The sequence below is a fragment of the Catenuloplanes indicus genome, from assembly GCF_030813715.1.
GTDB lineage: Bacteria > Actinomycetota > Actinomycetes > Mycobacteriales > Micromonosporaceae > Catenuloplanes > Catenuloplanes indicus.
This window is the reverse complement of the sequence record NZ_JAUSUZ010000001.1, coordinates 7,225,524-7,243,783: the sequence shown is the minus strand read 5'-3', so window position 1 is coordinate 7,243,783 and position 18,260 is coordinate 7,225,524. Positions and strand designations below refer to the sequence as shown.

Here is an 18,260-nt window from a genome sequence, read left to right as displayed (position 1 = left end):
GACCGCGCACTGTCCGGAAGCACGGTGGGCGCCGCGCGTCCGAGATCTCGGGCACAACGCGACCACCCGCTCCGCCGGTCTTCCGGCGTCAGCGCGAATGGGATCACCGCGCGGCTATCCCTCGGCGACGGCCTTGTCCAGTGCCTCGCGCATCGCGTCGGCCGGCGCGTCCACACCGGTGAACTGGGTGAACTGGCCGAGTGCCTGCGCATGCAGCAGATCCAGCCCGGTGACCACCGGCGACCCGCCCGCCGCGGCCCAGGCCGCCAGCGGTGTCGGCCACGGGTGATAGACCACGTCGAAGTAGACGGTCGACGCCGCCCAGTGCGGCCCGGCCGCCAGGTGGTCCGCGGCGCCCTTCGGCACCGTGGAGACGACCACGTCGAACCCGCGCAGGTCCGCGGCCTCGGCCCACGGCGCGACCCGGAACGGCACGCCGAGCGTGGCCGCGACCGGCGCCAGTTCCGCACCGGCCTCCGGCCGGCGGACGAACACCGTGACCGGCGCGTTGCCGAGCCGGGCCGCGGCACCGAGCGCCGCGCGTGCCGTGCCGCCCCCGCCCAGCAGCGCGATCGCCGCGCCGTCGGTGATCCCGGCGGCGCGCAGCACGGTGACCATGCCGATCACGTCGGTGTTGTCCGCGAACCAGGACCCGTCCGCGCGCCGGACCAGCGTGTTCGCCACGCCGAGCGCCGTGGCGGCCGGCGAGGCCGCCGCGGCGACGGTGAGTGCGACCTCCTTGAGCGGCATGGTCACGGACAGGCCGCGCCACTGCGCGCCGAGGCCGTCCACCAGACCGGGCAGTTCGGACTCGGCACACTCGATCGCGGTGTACGCCCACCCGGTGAGGCCCGCGGCCGCGTAACCGGCGTTGTGCAGCACGGGTGAGAGCGAATGTGCGATCGGCTTGCCGAGCACGGCCGCCCGGTGCTGGGACGTCACAGAACCCCGGCCTCCCGGGCCTTCTGCTCGTTCACCTGCTGCTCGGCGTAGGTCTCCGCGAACGCCGAGTTGCCCTGCTTGTCGATCGCGACGAAGAAGTACCAGTTGCCTTCGGCCGGGGTCATCGCGCCTTCCAGCGCGGCCTTGCCCGGGTTGTTGATCGCGGTCGGCGGCAGGCCGTCGTTGAGGTGCGAGTTCCAGGGGTTGGAGGCGTCCTCCAGCTCGGCCTGGGTGATGTTCTTCGACTCCTTGGCGTCCCGGCCCGCGAGCTGGTGACCGTAGTTGATGGTCACGTCCAGGCGCAGGCGCGGCCGGCCGCCGATGTCCGCGCTGGGCTTGAAGAGCGTGTTGTAGACGACCCGGGCGACCTTGGGCAGGTCAGCGGCGACGCCGGACTCGGCCTCGGAGAGCGAGGCGACCATCAGCGCGTCGTACGGCGTGATGTCCCGCGCCTCCGCCTTCTTCACGAAGTCGAGCTCGGTGGTGGCGTCCAGGAAGTGCTGGACCATCACCGCGAGCATCTCCTTCGCGGTCAGCCCGGGGTCGAAGTTGTAGGTCTCCGGGAACAGGAAACCCTCGATCGACTTGGTGACCGGCTTCTCGTCGCCGCGGGTGAACCAGAAGTCCGGTACGCCCAGCGCCTCCGGGTCCTTCGCCGCCTCCTTGAACTCCTCGACCGGGATGTCGGAGGCGTCGGAGAGCAGCTGGAACACCTCGAAGGACGTGGTGCCCTCCGGGATGGTCACCTTGGTGGACACCCGGTTGTTCAGGTCGAGCAGCGCCAGCACCGCGTCGGACGCCTTCATCTGCTTCTTGAGCTTGTAGAATCCGACCTGAATGTTCTTGCTGTCCGGGTTCGCGTCGGCCGCCTCGATGAAGGACTTGGCGGACTTCACCACATCGACGTTGTAGAGCGTGTTGCCGATCGCCGTGGCGGTGTCGCCGTTCTTCACCTCGATCGTGACCTCGCCCGTGCCCGGACCGTCGTAGTCCGGCGTGGTGAGGTAGTTCCGCACCCGGTCGAACCCGTAGTAGCCGGCGCCGGCGAGACCGCCGAAGATCAGCACCACCATGATCAGGGCGATGGCCGATTTCCCGCCACCGCCGCGCTTCTTCTTGCGCCGGTGCAGCGGCCGCCCCTTCTGGGGGGCCTGCTGCTCGTCGAACGCAGCTTCCAAGTCGTCCAGCATCAGTTGCGCCTCCGCTGCGCGTCCAGCCAGCCTTGCAGGATCTCCACGGCGGCCGCCTGATCGACGACCGCGCGCTGACGCCGCCCCCGAACGCCTCGCTCGGACAGCCTACGGGTAGCCACCACCGTCGACATACGCTCGTCCGCCAAAACGACGGGAACGGGGGTGATCACCCGTCCCAGTCGTTCGGCGTACGCGCGGACCAGTGTCGCCGCTGGTCCCTCGCGCCCGTTGAGCGCGACGGGAAGACCGACGACGACCGCGACCGCGTCGTGCTCCACGGCGAGACGCGAAACTTCCGCCATATCGCCCGGAACCGCATCATCGGTCGCATTCTGGTCACGGGGTACGGTCGCCACCGGGCTGGCGAGGATGCCGTCGGGGTCGCACACCGCGACCCCGACGCGCACCGCTCCCACGTCCACGCCCAGGCGAACTCCGCGAGTGAAGCCTTCGCTCACGGCCGGATCACCCTGCCAAGCTTGAACACGCGCCTCCTGACGTCGATCGGGCCACGATGCGAAGAGTAATGGCCGATCGGCGTATGGCGCTATCAGCCGGCCTCGGAAATTGACCTCTCGATCGCGCCCAGAAGCTTAACGGTCTCCGATGCGGGGACACCGCCGCCCTGTGCCAGCTCGGCATTGCCGCCACCGCGGCCGCCGAGCGCGCCCTTCACGAGGTCCGACGCGGAGAGCCCTCGATCGCGGGCTGCCGCGTTCGTCGCTACGATGAGTGACGCCTTGCCGTTCGACTTCGCGGCTACCGCGACCACCGCCGGGCGCTTCTGGTCGATCTTCCCGCGAATCTCGATGGCCAGCGTGCGCACGTCGTTGCCGGCCGCGCCCTCCGGCGCCTCCGCCCCGACGTAGGCGATGCCGTTGAGGTCCCGGGCCGCATCCGCGATCGCGCCGGCGCCGCCGAGCACCGCCTGGGCGCGCAGCTTCTCCAGCTCCTTCTCCGCGTCCCGCAGCGCCGTGACGGTCTGCTCGACCCGGTCCCCCACCTGGTCCGCCGGGATCCGGAAAAGATCCGCCAGGCGGGACACCAGCAGGTGCTCCTTGGCCAGGAAGCCGAATGCGTCGATGCCGACCAGCGCCTCGACGCGGCGGACACCGGAACCGATCGACGACTCGGAGAGAATCTTCACCAGGCCGAGCTGGCCGGAGCGGGCCACGTGGGTGCCACCGCACAGCTCCCGCGCGTAGTCGCCGACCTCGACGACCCGCACCTCGTCGCCGTACTTCTCGCCGAACAGCGCCATCGCGCCGAGGCGCCGCGCCTCCTCCTGCGAGGTGACGAACGCGTGCACCTCGTGGTCGGCCAGTAGCACCTCGTTGACCTGCTGCTCCACGTCGTGCAGCACGGCCGGCGGGACCGCCTGCGGCGTGTTGAAGTCGAACCGGAGCCGGCCCGGCGCGTTCAGCGAACCCGCCTGGGTCGCGGCCTCGCCGAGGAAGTTGCGGATCGTCTGGTGCACCAGGTGCGTCGCGGTGTGCGAGCGGGAGATCGCCCGGCGCCGGTTCGTGTCGATCTCGGCGAAGCCCGACTCACCGGGCCGCACCTCGCCGCGCACCACGCGTGCCTTGTGCACGATCAGGCCCGGCACCGGCTGCTGGACGTCGTACACCTCGACCTGGCCGCCGCCGACCGTGATCAGGCCGGTGTCCGGCTGCTGGCCGCCACCCTCGGCGTAGAACGGCGTGGTGTCCAGCACCAGCTCGATCGTGTCGCCCTCACCGGCCGACTGCAGCCGCTCGCCCTTGTTCAGCAGCGCGCGCACGCGGGACTCGCGCGACGTCTCGGCGTAGCCGGTGAACTCGACCGCGCCGCCGTCCTCCAGCACGCCCCGGTACGCGGAGACGTCCGTGTGGCCGGTCTTGCGCGTCCGCGCGTCCTCCTTGGCGCGGGTACGCTGCTCGGTCATCAGCCGCCGGAAGCCCTCGTCGTCGACGGTCAGGCCCTGCTCGGCCGCGATCTCCAGGGTCAGGTCGATCGGGAAGCCGTACGTGTCGTGCAGCTGGAACGCCTTGTCACCGGAGAGCTTCGCGCCGCCGGACTTCTTCGTGTCCGCGATCGCGGTGTCCAGGATCGTGGTGCCGGCCCGCAGCGTGGCGAGGAACGCGTCCTCCTCCGCGTACGCGTACGACGAGATCCGGTCGAACTCCGCCGCGACCTCCGGGTAGGACGGGGCCATGCAGTCCCGCGCCACCGGCATTAGCTCGGGCAGCGCCTTGTCCTGCCAGCCGAGCAGCCGGATCGAGCGGATCGCGCGGCGCATGATGCGGCGCAGCACGTAGCCGCGGCCCTCGTTCGACGGCGTGACGCCGTCACCGATCAGCATCAGCGAGGTGCGCACGTGGTCCGCGATGACCCGCAGGCGCACGTCGTCCGGGTGCGACTCGGACGCGGCGTGGCCGGACTTCGCACCGTACGTCCGGCCGGTCAGCTCGGCGGCCTTGGCCAGCACCGGGCGGATCTCGTCGATCTCGTACATGTTGTCGACGCCCTGCAGCAGCGCGGCCATCCGCTCCAGGCCCATGCCGGTGTCGATGTTCTTCGCCGGCAGCTCGCCGACGATGTCGAACTCCTCCTTGCTACGGACGTTCGTGATCTCGTACTGCATGAAGACGAGATTCCAGAACTCCAGGTAGCGGTCCTCGTCCACCTCGGGCCCGCCGTCCGGGCCGTACGCCGGGCCGCGGTCGTAGTAGAGCTCGGAGCACGGGCCGGCCGGGCCGGGGATGCCCATCGACCAGAAGTTGTCCTTCTTGCCGCGGCGCACGATCCGCTCCGCCGGCATGCCGGTCTTCTTCCAGATCTCGATGGCCTCGTCGTCGTCGAGGTAGACCGTCGCCCAGATCCGCTCCGGGTCCAGCCCGAAACCGCCCTCGGCGACCGGCTTGGTGACGAGATCCCAGGCCAGCGGGATCGCGCCCGCCTTGAAGTAGTCGCCGAACGAGAAGTTGCCGTTCATCTGGAAGAACGTGCCGTGCCGCGAGGTCTTGCCGACCTCGTCGATGTCCGGCGTACGGATGCACTTCTGCACCGAGACCGCACGCGGCCACGGCTGCTGGCGCTGACCCAGGAAGTACGGCACGAACTGCACCATGCCGGCGTTGACGAACAGCAGGTTCGGGTCGTCAATGGCCGGCAGCGGAGCGGACGGCACCACGGCGTGGCCGTTGGCCTCGAAGTGCGCCAGGTATCGTCGCTTGATCTCCGCGGTCTTCATCTGCGGCCTTCCTGAGTGTCGATGCCGTCCAGCGGGTAGCCCCGCTCCTCGGCGAACTGGTCGTCGTACAGCACGCCCTCGGCGAAGGCGGCGTGAATCTCCTGCTCACGCTCGGCCATCGCGATCCGGACGTCGTCCACGAAGCTACGCACGGACTCGACCAGGCCGCCAGCGGTTTCCTGCGCGCTCTCGGCGAGGCCCTGCGGCGTGTACGCGTGCGCCATCTTCGTCACCTGACGGACCACCAGGACACCGACACCGAGGCCGATCCCGAGCCAGAGCAGACGCTTCATAGCAACATCCTCCCGTGCTGGTTCCGATTAGCGACGACCGGCCCGTCGGCGTGCCTTGAGGATGTCCTTGACCTCGCGCTCCTCCTCCGCACCGCGGCGCGCGGCGGCGGCCTTGCGCACGCCGTACCCGAACGCCGCGACCTTCACCAGCGGGTTCGCGGCCGCGGCCGAGACCACGGTGGTCAGGTTCGCCACGTTGGCGCTCACGTTCTGCACGTGCCCGGTGATCGTGTCCACCTTCGCCAGCTGGACGTTCACCCCGTCCAGCGACGTGTGCACCTGATCGAGCGTGGTGTTCACGCCCTCGATCGTGAGGTTCACGTTGCGCAGCATGGGCTCCGTGCGGTCGTTCAGGTCGTTGATCGCCCGGGTCGCCGCGTCGATCGTGTGCCGGAGCCGCAGGATCGGCACCGCCAGAAACAGAACGAGCATCGCGAACGCCCCGGCCCCGATCAGGGCAGCGATCTCTCCACCGTCCACGCGTCTTCCCCTTCATCCCACGCTGTATGTGTATTCGGGCAGGTGACACCGTCCACTCTGCGCCAACGTGCGAACCCTACCCTCAGTGACACGCCGCCGCGCGGCGGCGCGGTCCCGCGCGCCCTACGTCGCCTCGGGCGTCGGCAGGTCCGTCGGGTAGTCGGTGGGCAGGTCGAACGTCGCCTCCGGCGTCTCACCGATCAGATCCGACGGTACGGGCGCCTGCGGCTGCGTACGGCCGTCACCGATCGCGTTGTTGACCTTGATCGACACCGCCGCGCCCGGGCAGTCCGGATCCGCGGGCGGCGCCGCCTCCTGCCCCTCCGCGGTCGCCCCCACCGACGGCCGCAGCGCCAGCGCGTCGTTCGCGCAGGCCGGCGGCCTGATCCACAGGTCCAGCGTCAGCTCGTCCCGCCGCCAGCAGGAGTAGTCGCCCTGGACACCCGGCTGATCCGGGCACCCCTCGACCTCCCAGCGCTGCCAGCCGGCATCCGCGAGCGCGGTCTGATAGACCCGCGTCGTCTCCTCCGGCGCCCGCTCCGACTCGGCGATCCGGGTCCGCAGCCGGCAGTCGATGAAGCACCACCGCGAGCCACTGATCTGATCGTCCGTGTTCTGCGCCGCCCAGGCCGGCACACCCAGGTCGTCCAGCGAGTTGAACACCGGGTCCCGCGTCGCCGCCCGGATGCCGAAGTAGAGCGGCAGCGCACCGAGCAGCAACACGGTCACCAGCACCAGCGCACCGAGCCGCAGCTGCCGCCGCTCCCGCTCCTTCTTCTCCTTCTCAAGATCAACATCATCCGCCGGTACGGAATCCCGACCCGCCGCCGGCCGCAGCGCCCCGCTCTCCAGCGCGCCACCCGCACCGTCCCCGGCCGGCAACGCCGCCACGGCCGCCCGCCCGGGCAGCGCGGCCATCTCCGTCGGCAGCGTCCGGGGACCGCGCGCGACCGCCCGCGCCGCGGCGTCCAGGCTGCCCTCCTCGGGCAGCGGCCCACGGCGAACCATGGCCTGCCCCGGTACGCCCGGCGCCTGCTTCGGTCCACCGGGTCCCTGCCCGGGCCCGCCCGGGAACTGACCGGGCCCGCCCGGTACCTGCCCCGGTCCACCCGGTGCCTGTCCAGGCCCGCCCGGTGCCTGTCCAGGCCCGCCCGGCGTCTGACCGGGCACGCCCAGCGCATGACCGGGCACGGCCGGCTCGGCGCCCGGCGGGCGCACGGCGGCGCGGGCAGCGCCGATCTCGCGCGGGCCGGCCGCGCCGATCTCGCGCGGGCCGGTGGCGGGGCCGGCGCCGGGGCCACCCGGCGCACGGCCACCCGGGCCACCGGCGTCGCGTACCGCCGGGGCGCCGGTGCTGCCCTGGCCTAGTTCACGCGAGGCGGGACCGTGGTCACGGGCGTCGGTGCCGGCCGGGCCGCTCTCGCGGCCCGGGCCAAAATCCGGGCCGCCCGGACCGCCGTCACGGCCACTCGAGCCACCATCATGATCAGATCGGCCACCCGGCCCACCGTCGTATCCAGGACCGCCGTCACGCCCGGGACTGAAGCCGCGGCCATCACCCGGTTCATCGTCACGACCGGGGCCGAAGCCTCGTCCGGCGCCTGCTCCGCCGTCACGGCCGGAACCGTAACCGCCGGGCCTGCCGTCACGCCCGGGACCGAAACCCGCGCCACCGTCACGCCCGGGACCGAAGCCAGCGTTGCCGGCACCGTCACGGCCGGGACCGAAGCCACCGGGGCCGCCGGGGCCGCCGTCCGGGCCGGAGCCGGCATCGCGACCGGCACCCGGACCGCCGTCACGGCCAGGACCGAAGCCGCCCGGACCACCGTCCGGGCCGAAGCCTCGGCCGCCGTCACGGCCGGAGCTGTAACCGGAGGCGGCGTTACGGCCGCCAGGGCCATCCGGGCCGCCGGCCGGCTGGCCGGGGACCGCCGCGCGCCCGGGGCCGCGACGACCGCCGTCGTCCGGTCCGCGCATGCCGACCTGGCCGAACTCGCCGGTGCCGGTGCGGCCACCGCGGCGGCCCGACTCGCCGTCGGCGGGGCCGTAGCCACCGCCGTCACGCGAGCCCTCGCCACGCATACCGACCCGGTCGAACTCACCCGTGCCACCACGCGCGCCGCGCCGGCCCTGGTCACCGGGACCACCGTCGCGAGCACCCTCGCCACGCATACCGACCCGGTCGAACTCACCGGTACCGGTGCGACCACCGTCGCGGCCGCGGGGGCCGACCTGCCGGAACTCGCCACTGCCAGGGCCGCGGCCGTCGCCGGGGCGTCCGTCCGGGCCGCCGCGGCCGCGCTCGCCGTCGCCGTGCCGGCCGAAGCCGTCCTCGCCGGGGCGTGGGCCACGGCTCGGCCCGTCGTCGCCGGGGCGTCGAGGTGCGCCGGGCATGCCGGGGACACCGGCGGCGCCGGCCACGCCCGCGCGGCCGGGGCCGGGCTGGCCCGGCACACGGCCGGTGCCCGGGTCGTTGCCGTCGGCGGGACGCGGCCCGCGGAACCGGTCACGGCCGGAGATCGCGCCGGTGGGCGTGCCCGAACCGGGCGCACGCGGGCCCGCCGGGCTGCCGGGCGCTCCCGACACCGGTTCCACACCGGGCGGCAGCGCCGGGGCCGCCGGTGGCAGCGAGGCCGGCGGCGTCGCACCGGGCCGTCCGGGCATGACCGGCGGGATCGGCGCACTGGCCCGCCCGCCCGCGCGTCCGCCCGGACCGTCCATGCCCGGCCGGCCGCCCTGCGGGCCGCCGGAACGACCACCCTGAGGGCCGTCGAAACCGGGCCGGCCGTCCGAGCCGTCGAAACCGGGACGACCACCACGACCGCCGTCCACGCCGGGACGCCCGCCGTCCGGGCCGTCGAAGCCGGGGCGGCCACCACGGCCGCCGTCCGGGCCGTCAGAACCGGGGCGGCCGCCCGCGAGTCCGTCGATGCCGGTCACGCCCGGCTGCGGACCGTCCGCGCCGGAACGCGTGGGGCCGCCGGGACCGGCCGGGCCGAAGCCTCGGCCGCCGTCCGGGCCGCGGCCGCCGGTGTCGCCGAACCGGTCACGCACCGCACCCGGGCCGCCGGGGCCGCCCGCGCTGTGCGAGCCGCCGCCGTGGTCGGGCCGGCTGCCCACCGGGCCGGAACGCCCGCCGGAGACCGGAGCCACCGCGCCCGGCGGCAGCGCCGGGGCGTTGCCGGAGGCCGGCACGTCGCCGGGCTGGCCGGCCGGGCCGGCGAACCGGGATCGGGAACCGCTCGCGCCGCCACGCCGGCTGACCTCGGGGTTCTGCCGGGACGGGGTGAACGCCCAGGAGTGCGGGTTACCGGCCCCCATCTCCTCGTCGGTGGACGCGGTGGGCCGCATGTCGATCAGTGCGTCGGGCGCGTTCTCGCCGGGACCGGAGTGCCGGGCCGCCGGCGGTCCCGGACGCCGATCACCGGCGCCGGCCTGGTCGTCGCCACGACGCGGCGACGGGTACGGCCCGGCACCGCGCGCATCGCCACCGAACCCGCCGCCACGCTGCTCCGCGGCGCTGGGCTCGGCCGCGCGCCGCCGCCCCGCCCGGATCTCACCGCTGGCCGGCTCGTCACCGTACGGCTCACCCGCACCGCGGCGGCCGCCGGGCTCACCGGCGCCGTAGGGACCGTCCGGCGCCGCACGGCGACCGGCGCGGATCTCGCCGCTGTTCGGCTCACCACCGTCCGGCATCGCACGACGGCCCGCGCGGATCTCGCCGCTGTTCGGCTCACCACCGTCCGGCATCGCACGACGGCCCGCGCGGATCTCGCCGCTGTTCGGCTCACCACCGAACGGGCCACTCGCACCGTACGGACCGGCAGGCGCACCGTCCGGCGCCGCACGACGGCCCGCGCGGACGTCACCGGTGGCGGGCTCGCCACCGTAGGGACCGGCCGCGCGCCGGCCGTCCGGCTCGCCGCCGAACGGGCCGCCCTGCTCAGGGCCGCCCGGGCGTCGTCCGCCCTGGTCATAACCGCCCGGCTCGCCGCCGTAGGCCGGACCCTGCGGCGCGGCCGCCCGGCCACCGCCGAACGGCCCGTTCTGCGGGCCCATGCCGGCCGCGGCCCGCCCGCCGCGGATCTCGCCACTGGCCGGCTCGCCGCCGAAACCACCGTCCGGGCCGCCCGGCCGGCGTCCACCGGGCCCGGCCACACCGGCGTTCGCCGGGCCACCGGGACCGAAACCAGCGGTACCCCCGGCACCGCCGGGACCACCAGGAGCCCCAGCACCGCCAGGAGCACCGGCACCGCCAGGAGCACCAGGACCGCCCGGAGCACCAGGACCGCCGGGAGCACCAGGACCACCCGGACCACCGAAACCGTCGGAGCCACCGCGACCGGCCGGACCGAACCCGTCGGCACCGCCAGGGCCACCGCGACCCGCCGGGCCACCCGCGCCGAACCCGTCGGCACCGCCCGGGCCGGCGGGACCACCGCGACCCGCCGCAGCACCGGGACCGAAGCCGCCGGGCGTGCCGGGACCCGCCGGACCACCGGGGCCGAAGCCGCCGGCGGGACCGTCGGTACCCGCTGGGCCCCCGGCGCCGAATCCACCGGGACCGCCCGGCCCGCCGGGACCGAAGCCACCCTGGCCGCCGGGAACGGCCGGGCCGAAGCCGCCGGGATCGCCGTCCGGCCCGCCGAACGGCCCGCGCGCGCCCTGCTGCGGGATCGCGCCCGGCGGGGTGCCAGGCCGTGGGCGCGGCGCCGGTGCGCCGGCACCGAAGCGGCCGCCCTGGTTGTCGCCGTGCCCGCCGTCCTGGCCGGGGCCGCCCGCGGCGGTGAAGTCGTCGTCCGGGGCCAGGTCCGGCGCGGCGGGGAAGCCGGCGCCGGCCGGGAGCGCGGGCGCGCCGTCGCTCAAATCGACGTTGGACTGCTTCGCGGTGCGAAGGTCGTCGAGCCAGCCGGTCTCCTCGCCGGAGACCTCCTCGGCCGGCGGCGTGCTGTCGGGCGTGCCGCCGGTACGGCCGATGCCCCACCGGCGCCCGCGCTTCTGGCCGCCGGCCTCCTGGCCGTCGTCCGCACCGTCCGAACCCCGTGCCCTCACGCAACCACTCTCTCTGTCTCCACCGACACGCGGTCGATCGCCGACGTCCTGCCGGCCACGGCCGCACCGGCCATGGCCCCTGCACCCCGCCCGGTCGTGCCCGGACCGGCGAGGTCCCGTTCCGTCACACCCACCCGCCGGCCGGCTGTGCCCCGTACCGATCGGCCGGGCAACCGCCGGGCTGACCCGGGCGTGACCCACCAAGCTACAAACCGTCCGCCCGCCGCCGTCCACGTCCGGACCCGAACGGGCACCGCCCGCCTCGCGGGCTCGCAGGCCACGCGCCCGCCGCCCGCCGTAACGGTGAGCGACGTCACTCCCGGATGCCCCGGCGGGCCGGACCCCTCCAGCGAGCGTGCGCCACGCCGCCGCTTTTCGCCACCGCCGGACGGCCGGTCACCGCCACCCACCGTGTTGATCCACAGCGCGGGCGCCGTCCGCCGGCTCACCCGCCGTCCTCCGCCGGTGGTTCCGGAGCACGTCGCCGGCCAGCGGCTTTCCCGCGCCGGCCGGCGCCCTTCCCGGTGCCGGCCGACCGCTCACCGGTCACCGGGCCGTCCGTCGCGGGCTCCACCGCGTCACTCGCGGGTGTCGCGTTCGAAGAACCCGACATTCCGGGTACGGCCGATCCCGTACCCGAGGGATCGGCGGGTCCGCTCACCTCCGCCGGATCAGCGGACTCGCTCACATCCGCGGACGGCGCGCGCCCGCCCGCCGGACCGTCCGCGTCACCGCCGGACTCCACCGGCGCGATGCCAGTCGACAGGGCGGTCACACCCGGCCCCGGCGACGAACCCGGCCCGGACGGCGAATCCAGCGGAGCGGACGACACCGGCAGGGAGGGCGAATCCGGCGCAGAGGGCGAAGCCGGCATGGAAGGCGAATCCGGCACGGAAGGCGAACCCGGCGCGGAGGAAGAACTCGGCGCGGAGGACGCAGCAGGAGCAGCGGTGAGATCCGCAACGCCGGCCGCGGGCGCCGCAGCCGGCGGAGAAGCGGAAGCCGGCGCCTGAGCCGCCGGGCCCGGGCTCGGGGCCGGCTCACGGCGGAACGGCATCGGAGTGCCGCGGACCGCGCGGCGCAGCTTCGGCAGCCGCTCGGCCACCGCACGCTCGAAGCCGCGATCCGTCGGCTGGTAGTACTCCTCGGACGCCAGATCGTCCGGCGCGTACTGCTGTCGCACCACGCCGCGGGCGTCATCGTGCGGATACCGGTATCCGGCGCCGTGGCCGAGACCCTTAGCCCCCGGGTAGTGCGCGTCCCGCAGGTGGCGCGGCACCGGCCCGCCCTTGCCCGCGCGCACGTCCGCCATCGCGGCGAACAGCGCGGTGGTGGCGCTGTTGCTCTTCGGCGCGGTGGCGAGGTGGATGACGGCCTGGGAGAGGTTCAGGCCGGCCTCGGGCAGGCCGATCAGCTGCACGGCCTGCGCGGCCGCGGTCGCGACCTGGAGCGCGGTCGGGTCGGCCATGCCGACGTCCTCGGACGCGAAGATGACCAGGCGGCGCGCGATGAACCGGGCGTCCTCGCCGGCCACCAGCATGCGGGCCAGCCAGTGCAGCGCCGCGTCCGGGTCGGAGCCGCGCATGCTCTTGATGAACGCACTGGTCACGTCGTAGTGCGCGTCGCCGGCCCGGTCGTAGCGGACCGCGGCCACGTCCACCGCCTGTTCCGCGGTGGCCAGGTCGATCTCGGAGGCGGACTGGGCGAGCGCGGACGACGCGGCCGCCTCGAGCGCGGTCAGCGCCTTGCGCACGTCACCGGCGGCGAGCCGGATCAGGTGTTCCAGCGCGTCGTCGGAGATCGTGAGCGCGCCGCCGAGGCCGCGCGGGTCGGTCAGCGCCCGCCGGATCAGACCGCGTACGTCGTCCTCGGTGAGCGGATGCAGCGTGAGCAGCACGCACCGGGACAGCAACGGCGAGATGACCGAGAAGTACGGGTTCTCCGTGGTGGCGGCGAGCAGCGTGACGGTCCGGTCCTCGACCGCGGCGAGCAGCGAGTCCTGCTGGGTCTTGCTGAACCGGTGCACCTCGTCGATGAACAGCACGGTGGGCGGGCCGCCGTAGCGGCGTTCCCGGCGAGCCGTGTCGATCACCGCGCGGACGTCCTTGACGCCGGCGGACAGCGCGGACATGGCGACGAAGCGGCGGTTGGTGGCACCGGCCACGAGGTGCGCGATGGTGGTCTTGCCGCTGCCGGGCGGGCCCCACAGGATGACCGACATCGGGGTGTCGCCGCCGACCAGCTGGCGCAGCGGCGCACCGGGCGCGAGCAGGTGCGACTGGCCGACGAGCTCGTCGATGGTGCGCGGGCGCATGCGGACCGCGAGTGGCGAGTCCTCACCAGGCGCGACGAAACTGGCACCCTGCGCATCGGGGGCGGCGACGCTGCCGTTCCGGTCCGGCGTCACGCTGACGCCGCCCGTTCCGGTGACGGTGAACAGCCCCTCGACCTCCACTCCACGAACGATACCGCCCACGCTCCCACGGGCTCGCACGCCGGACCCCACCCCGAACGAAGATCCAGATCAGGGGGTACGCGTACGGATGCCCGCCCACTGCGACGCTCGGGCCGTCGGGCTCGGAGCGGAGAAGTGGACGGGCATCCGTACCGCTGGATGAAGGTTTTCGATCGTCAGCCGCGGCCGGGGCGACGGCCGAAGTAGCGGCGGCCACCACCACCGGTGCCGGTGCGCGGGCCGGAGCCGACGCCGCCCAGGTAGAGCGCGAGCAGGAACAGGCCGATCAGGACCAGCGTGTTCCAGTTGAACAGGTCGGGGGCGCCGAAGTTCGTGTTCAGCAGGTCGAGCAGGAGCGCGAAGCCGAAGACTCCGGCGGCGATGAGAGCCAGCATTGCCATCCTCCGGGAGGGGTGTATGTAAGAGGTTGACCTCGCTGTACCCACCCGCGCGAAATCTCACTCACGGACAGTCGGCGGCTCCCGCGCAGGTCCGGGCGCGGGCGAGCGCGGCGGAGAGCGCCGGTACGTCCGGGTCGCCGGCGGTCCGCCCGTCGGCGAGCAGGTTGGTCAGCTGCCAGGGGTCGCGGCGCAGGTCGTAGTACTCCCGGTCGACGCGCGGCCCGTCGTAGGTCTCGATGTACTGGTACGCGCCCGGCGCGTAGGTGGAGGCCCAGCTCGGAACGTTGCCGTTGGCCTTGTCGTGCCAGTACTCGAGGAGCACACCGGTCCGGCGCGGTGCGGCGAGCAGGCTGCGGCCGTCGACCCGGTAGCTGGGCGAGAGCCCGGCCAGGTCCAGCACCGTGGGTGTGACGTCGATCAGCGGCGCGACCCGGGAATCGCGTCCGGCGGGCACCCGGCCGGGCCACCAGAGCAGCAGCGGTACGCGGACGGAGCCCTGGTACGGGACGAACTTCGTCGGCAGGCCGTGCTCACCGAGGGACTTGCCGTTGTCGGAGAGGAACACGACGAGCGTGTCGTCGAGTTCGCCGGTCGCGGCGAGGCGGCGGCGGATCGCCTCCATCTGGTCGTCGACGGAGAGCAGCGTGCGCATCTGCGCGATCGCGGTCCGCGCGCCCTCCGCGCCGCTGACCCGGTACTTACGGACGTACGCGGGCTTGTCGGAGCGGTCCTTCTCCCGCGTGGCCGGATTGGCACGCCAGCTCAGCTGCACGTCCGCGTACTTCGGCTCGGGCGTGTACGGCGAGTGCGGCGCGACGAACCCGGCGTAGATGAACCACGGCCGGTCGTCGTCCCGCTCGAACCGGTCGATGTAGCCGGTCACCTGCCGGCCGGTGAACGTGGTGGAATACGGCGGGTACACGTCGGTGCCATCCACGTTGAAGTGCGCCTTCACGTATCCGCCGTGCTGCAGCGCCCAGTGGTCGACGTACGGCGGCCGCTTCGCCAGCTCCCACCCGTTGAACAGCTTGCCGGCCGCCGCGGTGGCGTAGCCGGCCCGCTTCAGGTCGTGCTGGAGCGTCCGGTCGTGGTCGTAGACGCCGATCTTGTCCTGCTGGATGACGCCGGTGTTGTGCACGTACCGACCGCTGAGGATCGACGACCGGCTCGGGCAGCAGGACGGCGTGGTCGCGACCGCGTGCGTGTAGTCCCGGCCGGTCCGGCCGAGCCAGGCCTGCGTGTGCCGCATGACGTCGATCTGCCCGAGGCCGGCGTCGTCCAGCACGACCAGCAGGACGTTCGGCCGCCGGGGCGCGGCCGGGGCGGCCGTCACGGCGGGCGCCGCGGTGAGCATCGTGAGCCCGGCGAGCAGACCGGCCGCCACCGCGCGACGAATTACTGTCATCAGACGATGATCGTGGCTATATCGTCCTCAATCGCCCCATATCACGACACGGCAATAATTTTCACTCCGGACGGTGATCGAGCAGCTCGCGTACACCCCGGATGCGCGTGGTCAGGAGTTTCCCGGCCCGCGACGAGTCGAGGACGACGCGCGCGGGGCGATGCATGCCGTTCAGCGAGCCGGCCGGCACCCGCAGCGGGTCCAGACCGTAGCGCCGGGCCACCAGCTCGCCCAGCCCGGCCCGGGTCACGGTGTCCGGCCCGGCCACGTTGAGCACGCCGGCATAGTCCGAGGTGGCCAGCTCCAGCACGGCCTCGGCCAGGTCCTCGACGCCGACCGGGCAGCGGAACTCGTCCGTGAACAGCACTCCGGACGCCCGCCCGGTGATCATGTCGATGCAGAGCCGGACCTGCGCGCTGTGCTCGTCGCCGATGATCAGCGAGGTGCGGACCAGCGCGGCGCCGGGATGCAGCGCGCGCACCGCGGTCTCGGCCGCGGCCTTCGACGCGCCGTACGGCGTGATCGGGGACGGCACCTCGTCGTCACCGTACGGCGCCGGGCGCCCGGCGTGCAGCGCGTCCGTGGACAGGTGCACCAGCCGGGCACCGACGTCCGCGGCGGCCAGCGCGACCGAGGCGGCGCCGTCCGCGGTGGTCGCCCAGTCGGTGTACCGGGCCGCGGTGTTGATCACTACGGACGGGCGGACCGCGGCGCACAACTCCCGGACCGCCACCCGGTTACGGACGTCCAGCGGGCGCCACCCGACGCCGGGGATCTCCCCCGGCGCCGAGTGGTACGTCCCGATCACCCGGTGCCCGTACGCCAGGGCCCGGCGCGCGACCTCGCCGCCGAGGTGTCCCCCGGCACCGACAACGAGGTACGTCACTACTTACTTGCTCTCGACCGGCGCCGCGACCCCGGCCGTGCCCGCGGCGGCCGGGGCCGGCTTGAAGTCCACGCCGGCCTCCTTCCGCTGCTGCGCCGTGATCGGCGTCGGCGCGCTGGTCAGCGGGTCGAAGCCACCGCGGGTCTTCGGGAACGCGATGACCTCGCGGATCGAGTCGGCACCGGCCAGCAGCATGCAGACCCGGTCCCAGCCGAACGCGATGCCGGCGTGCGGCGGCGGGCCGTACTTGAACGCCTCCAGCAGGAAGCCGAACTTGTCCTGCGCCTCCTCGGTCGAGATGCCGAGCAGGTCGAAGACCCGGCTCTGCACGTCGCCGCGGTGGATACGGACGCTACCGCCGCCGATCTCGTTGCCGTTGCAGACGATGTCGTACGCGTACGCCAGCGCCCGGTCCGGCGCGGTCTCGAAGTTGTCGATCCACTCCGCGTTCGGCGAGGTGAACGGGTGGTGCACGGCGGTCCAGCCGCCCTCGTCGGTCTTCTCGAACATCGGTGCGTCGACCACCCAGCAGAACGCCCAGGCGGACTCGTCGATCAGGTTCGCCCGCTTCGCGATCTCGACGCGCGCGGCGCCGAGCAGCTCCTGCGCCTCCCGCTTCTCGGTCGCGGCGGCGAAGAAGATCGCGTCGCCCGGCTTCGCGCCGACCGCGTCGGCCAGCCCGGCCAGGTGCGCCTCGGACAGGTTCTTCGCCACCGGGCCGCGCGGCTCGCCGGTCTCCGCGTCCAGCACCACGTAGGCCAGGCCGCGGGCGCCGCGCGCCTTCGCCCAGTCCTGCCAGCCGTCCAGCTCCTTGCGGGTCTGCGCCGCGCCGCCCGGCATGACCACCGCGCCGACGTAACCACCGGCCGCGATCGCACCGGCGAACACCCGGAACTCGGTGCCGGTCAGGTAGTCCGTCAGCTCGGTCAGCTCGACGCCGTACCGCAGGTCGGGCTTGTCCGAGCCGTAGCGGGCCATCGCGTCCAGGTAGGTGATGTGCGGGATCGGGCCGGCGATCTCGTGCCCGGCCAGCTCCTTCCACAGCGCCTTGACCAGCGCCTCGCCCAGGTCGATCACGTCCTCCTGGGTGACGAAGGACATCTCGATGTCGAGCTGGGTGAACTCCGGCTGGCGGTCCGCGCGGAAGTCCTCGTCGCGGTAGCAGCGGGCGATCTGGTAGTACCGCTCCATGCCGCCGACCATCAGCAGCTGCTTGAACAGCTGCGGGGACTGCGGCAGCGCGTACCAGCTGCCGGGCTGCAGGCGGACCGGCACCAGGAAGTCGCGCGCGCCCTCCGGCGTGGACCGGGTCAGCGTCGGCGTCTCGATCTCGAGGAAGTCGCGCTCGTGCAGCACGGTCCGGGCGATCTGCGACGCCTTCGAGCGCAGCCGGATCGCCTGGGCCGGGCCGGAGCGGCGCAGGTCCAGGTAGCGGTAGCGGAGCCGGATGTCGTCGCCCGCGTTCACGTCGTCGTCGACCGGGATCGGCAGCGGCGCCGCCTCCGACAGCACCTCCAGTTCGGACACGATCACCTCGATCGCGCCGGTCGGCAGCTCCGGGTTCTCGTTGCCCGCGGGCCGCGCCGCGACCTCGCCGACCACCTTCACGCAGTACTCGTTGCGCAGCGCGTGCGCCGCGTCCATGTCCTCGCGGAAGACCACCTGCACCACGCCGGAGCCGTCGCGGAGATCCACGAAGATGACCCCGCCGTGGTCGCGGCGGCGGGCCACCCAGCCGGCCAGCGTCACGGTCACGCCGGCGTCCGTGGCGCGCAGGCTGCCGGCGTCATGAGTACGGATCACGACAGTGAACTCCTCGTCGTTGCGGTCAGGTGTCGTCAGCTTCGCATTCTGTCAGGCCTGCCGCTTCACATTTCGCGCGGCACCGAAGCCGAAGGAATCTCGCGCGGCGGTGCAACCG

General features: G+C 73.6%; 11 protein-coding genes and 1 pseudogene. All 12 read right to left on the bottom strand.

The window, feature by feature from the left end; all coding sequences use genetic code 11:
• Positions 1-114: 114 nt before the first annotated feature.
• Positions 115-942 (bottom strand): shikimate dehydrogenase, encoded by an 828-nt coding sequence (locus J2S42_RS32870; protein ID WP_307245477.1) that lies wholly within the window; start codon positions 940-942, stop codon positions 115-117.
• Positions 939-2,132 carry an endolytic transglycosylase MltG gene (gene mltG / locus J2S42_RS32865; RefSeq protein ID WP_307245475.1) on the bottom strand — a complete coding sequence of 398 codons (1,194 nt, stop codon included), beginning with the start codon at positions 2,130-2,132 and terminating at the stop codon, positions 939-941. Before mltG ends, J2S42_RS32870 begins: the two co-directional genes overlap by 4 nt.
• Positions 2,132-2,593, bottom strand: coding sequence for a Holliday junction resolvase RuvX (gene ruvX, locus J2S42_RS32860; RefSeq protein WP_307245473.1), 462 nt, complete (start codon positions 2,591-2,593; stop codon positions 2,132-2,134). The genes mltG and ruvX overlap by 1 nt, the downstream gene beginning before the upstream one ends.
• A 92-nt stretch (positions 2,594-2,685) precedes the next feature.
• Positions 2,686-5,367 carry an alanine--tRNA ligase gene (gene alaS / locus J2S42_RS32855; protein ID WP_307245471.1) on the bottom strand — a complete coding sequence of 894 codons (2,682 nt, stop codon included), beginning with the start codon at positions 5,365-5,367 and terminating at the stop codon, positions 2,686-2,688.
• Complete coding sequence (locus J2S42_RS32850; RefSeq protein WP_306832675.1) at positions 5,364-5,660, bottom strand: hypothetical protein; 297 nt, start codon at positions 5,658-5,660, stop codon at positions 5,364-5,366. Before J2S42_RS32850 ends, alaS begins: the two co-directional genes overlap by 4 nt.
• A gap of 27 nt (positions 5,661-5,687) precedes the next feature.
• Entirely contained in the window at positions 5,688-6,140 is a 453-nt protein-coding gene (locus J2S42_RS32845) for a DUF948 domain-containing protein (protein WP_307245469.1), read from the bottom strand.
• Positions 6,141-6,263: 123 nt separating this feature from the next.
• Positions 6,264-11,192, bottom strand: a complete 4,929-nt coding sequence (locus J2S42_RS32840; protein ID WP_307245468.1) for a hypothetical protein — start codon at positions 11,190-11,192, stop codon at positions 6,264-6,266.
• A 1,015-nt stretch (positions 11,193-12,207) separates the two neighbouring features.
• Positions 12,208-13,647, bottom strand: a pseudogene (locus J2S42_RS32835) (replication-associated recombination protein A); the annotation flags it as partial.
• 176 nt (positions 13,648-13,823) lie between these two features.
• On the bottom strand, positions 13,824-14,042 hold the full coding sequence (locus J2S42_RS32830; RefSeq protein ID WP_307245466.1) for a hypothetical protein: 219 nt from the start codon (positions 14,040-14,042) through the stop codon (positions 13,824-13,826).
• Positions 14,043-14,109: 67 nt separating this feature from the next.
• The gene (locus J2S42_RS32825) at positions 14,110-15,453 is read right to left on the bottom strand and encodes a sulfatase-like hydrolase/transferase (RefSeq protein WP_307245464.1); all 1,344 of its coding nucleotides are present in this window, start codon (positions 15,451-15,453) and stop codon (positions 14,110-14,112) included.
• 61 nt (positions 15,454-15,514) lie between these two features.
• On the bottom strand, positions 15,515-16,339 hold the full coding sequence (locus J2S42_RS32820; RefSeq protein WP_307245462.1) for an SDR family oxidoreductase: 825 nt from the start codon (positions 16,337-16,339) through the stop codon (positions 15,515-15,517).
• A gap of 3 nt (positions 16,340-16,342) precedes the next feature.
• Positions 16,343-18,142 (bottom strand): aspartate--tRNA ligase, encoded by a 1,800-nt coding sequence (gene aspS, locus J2S42_RS32815; protein WP_307245460.1) that lies wholly within the window; start codon positions 18,140-18,142, stop codon positions 16,343-16,345.
• Between the last annotated feature and the right edge of the window lie 118 nt (positions 18,143-18,260).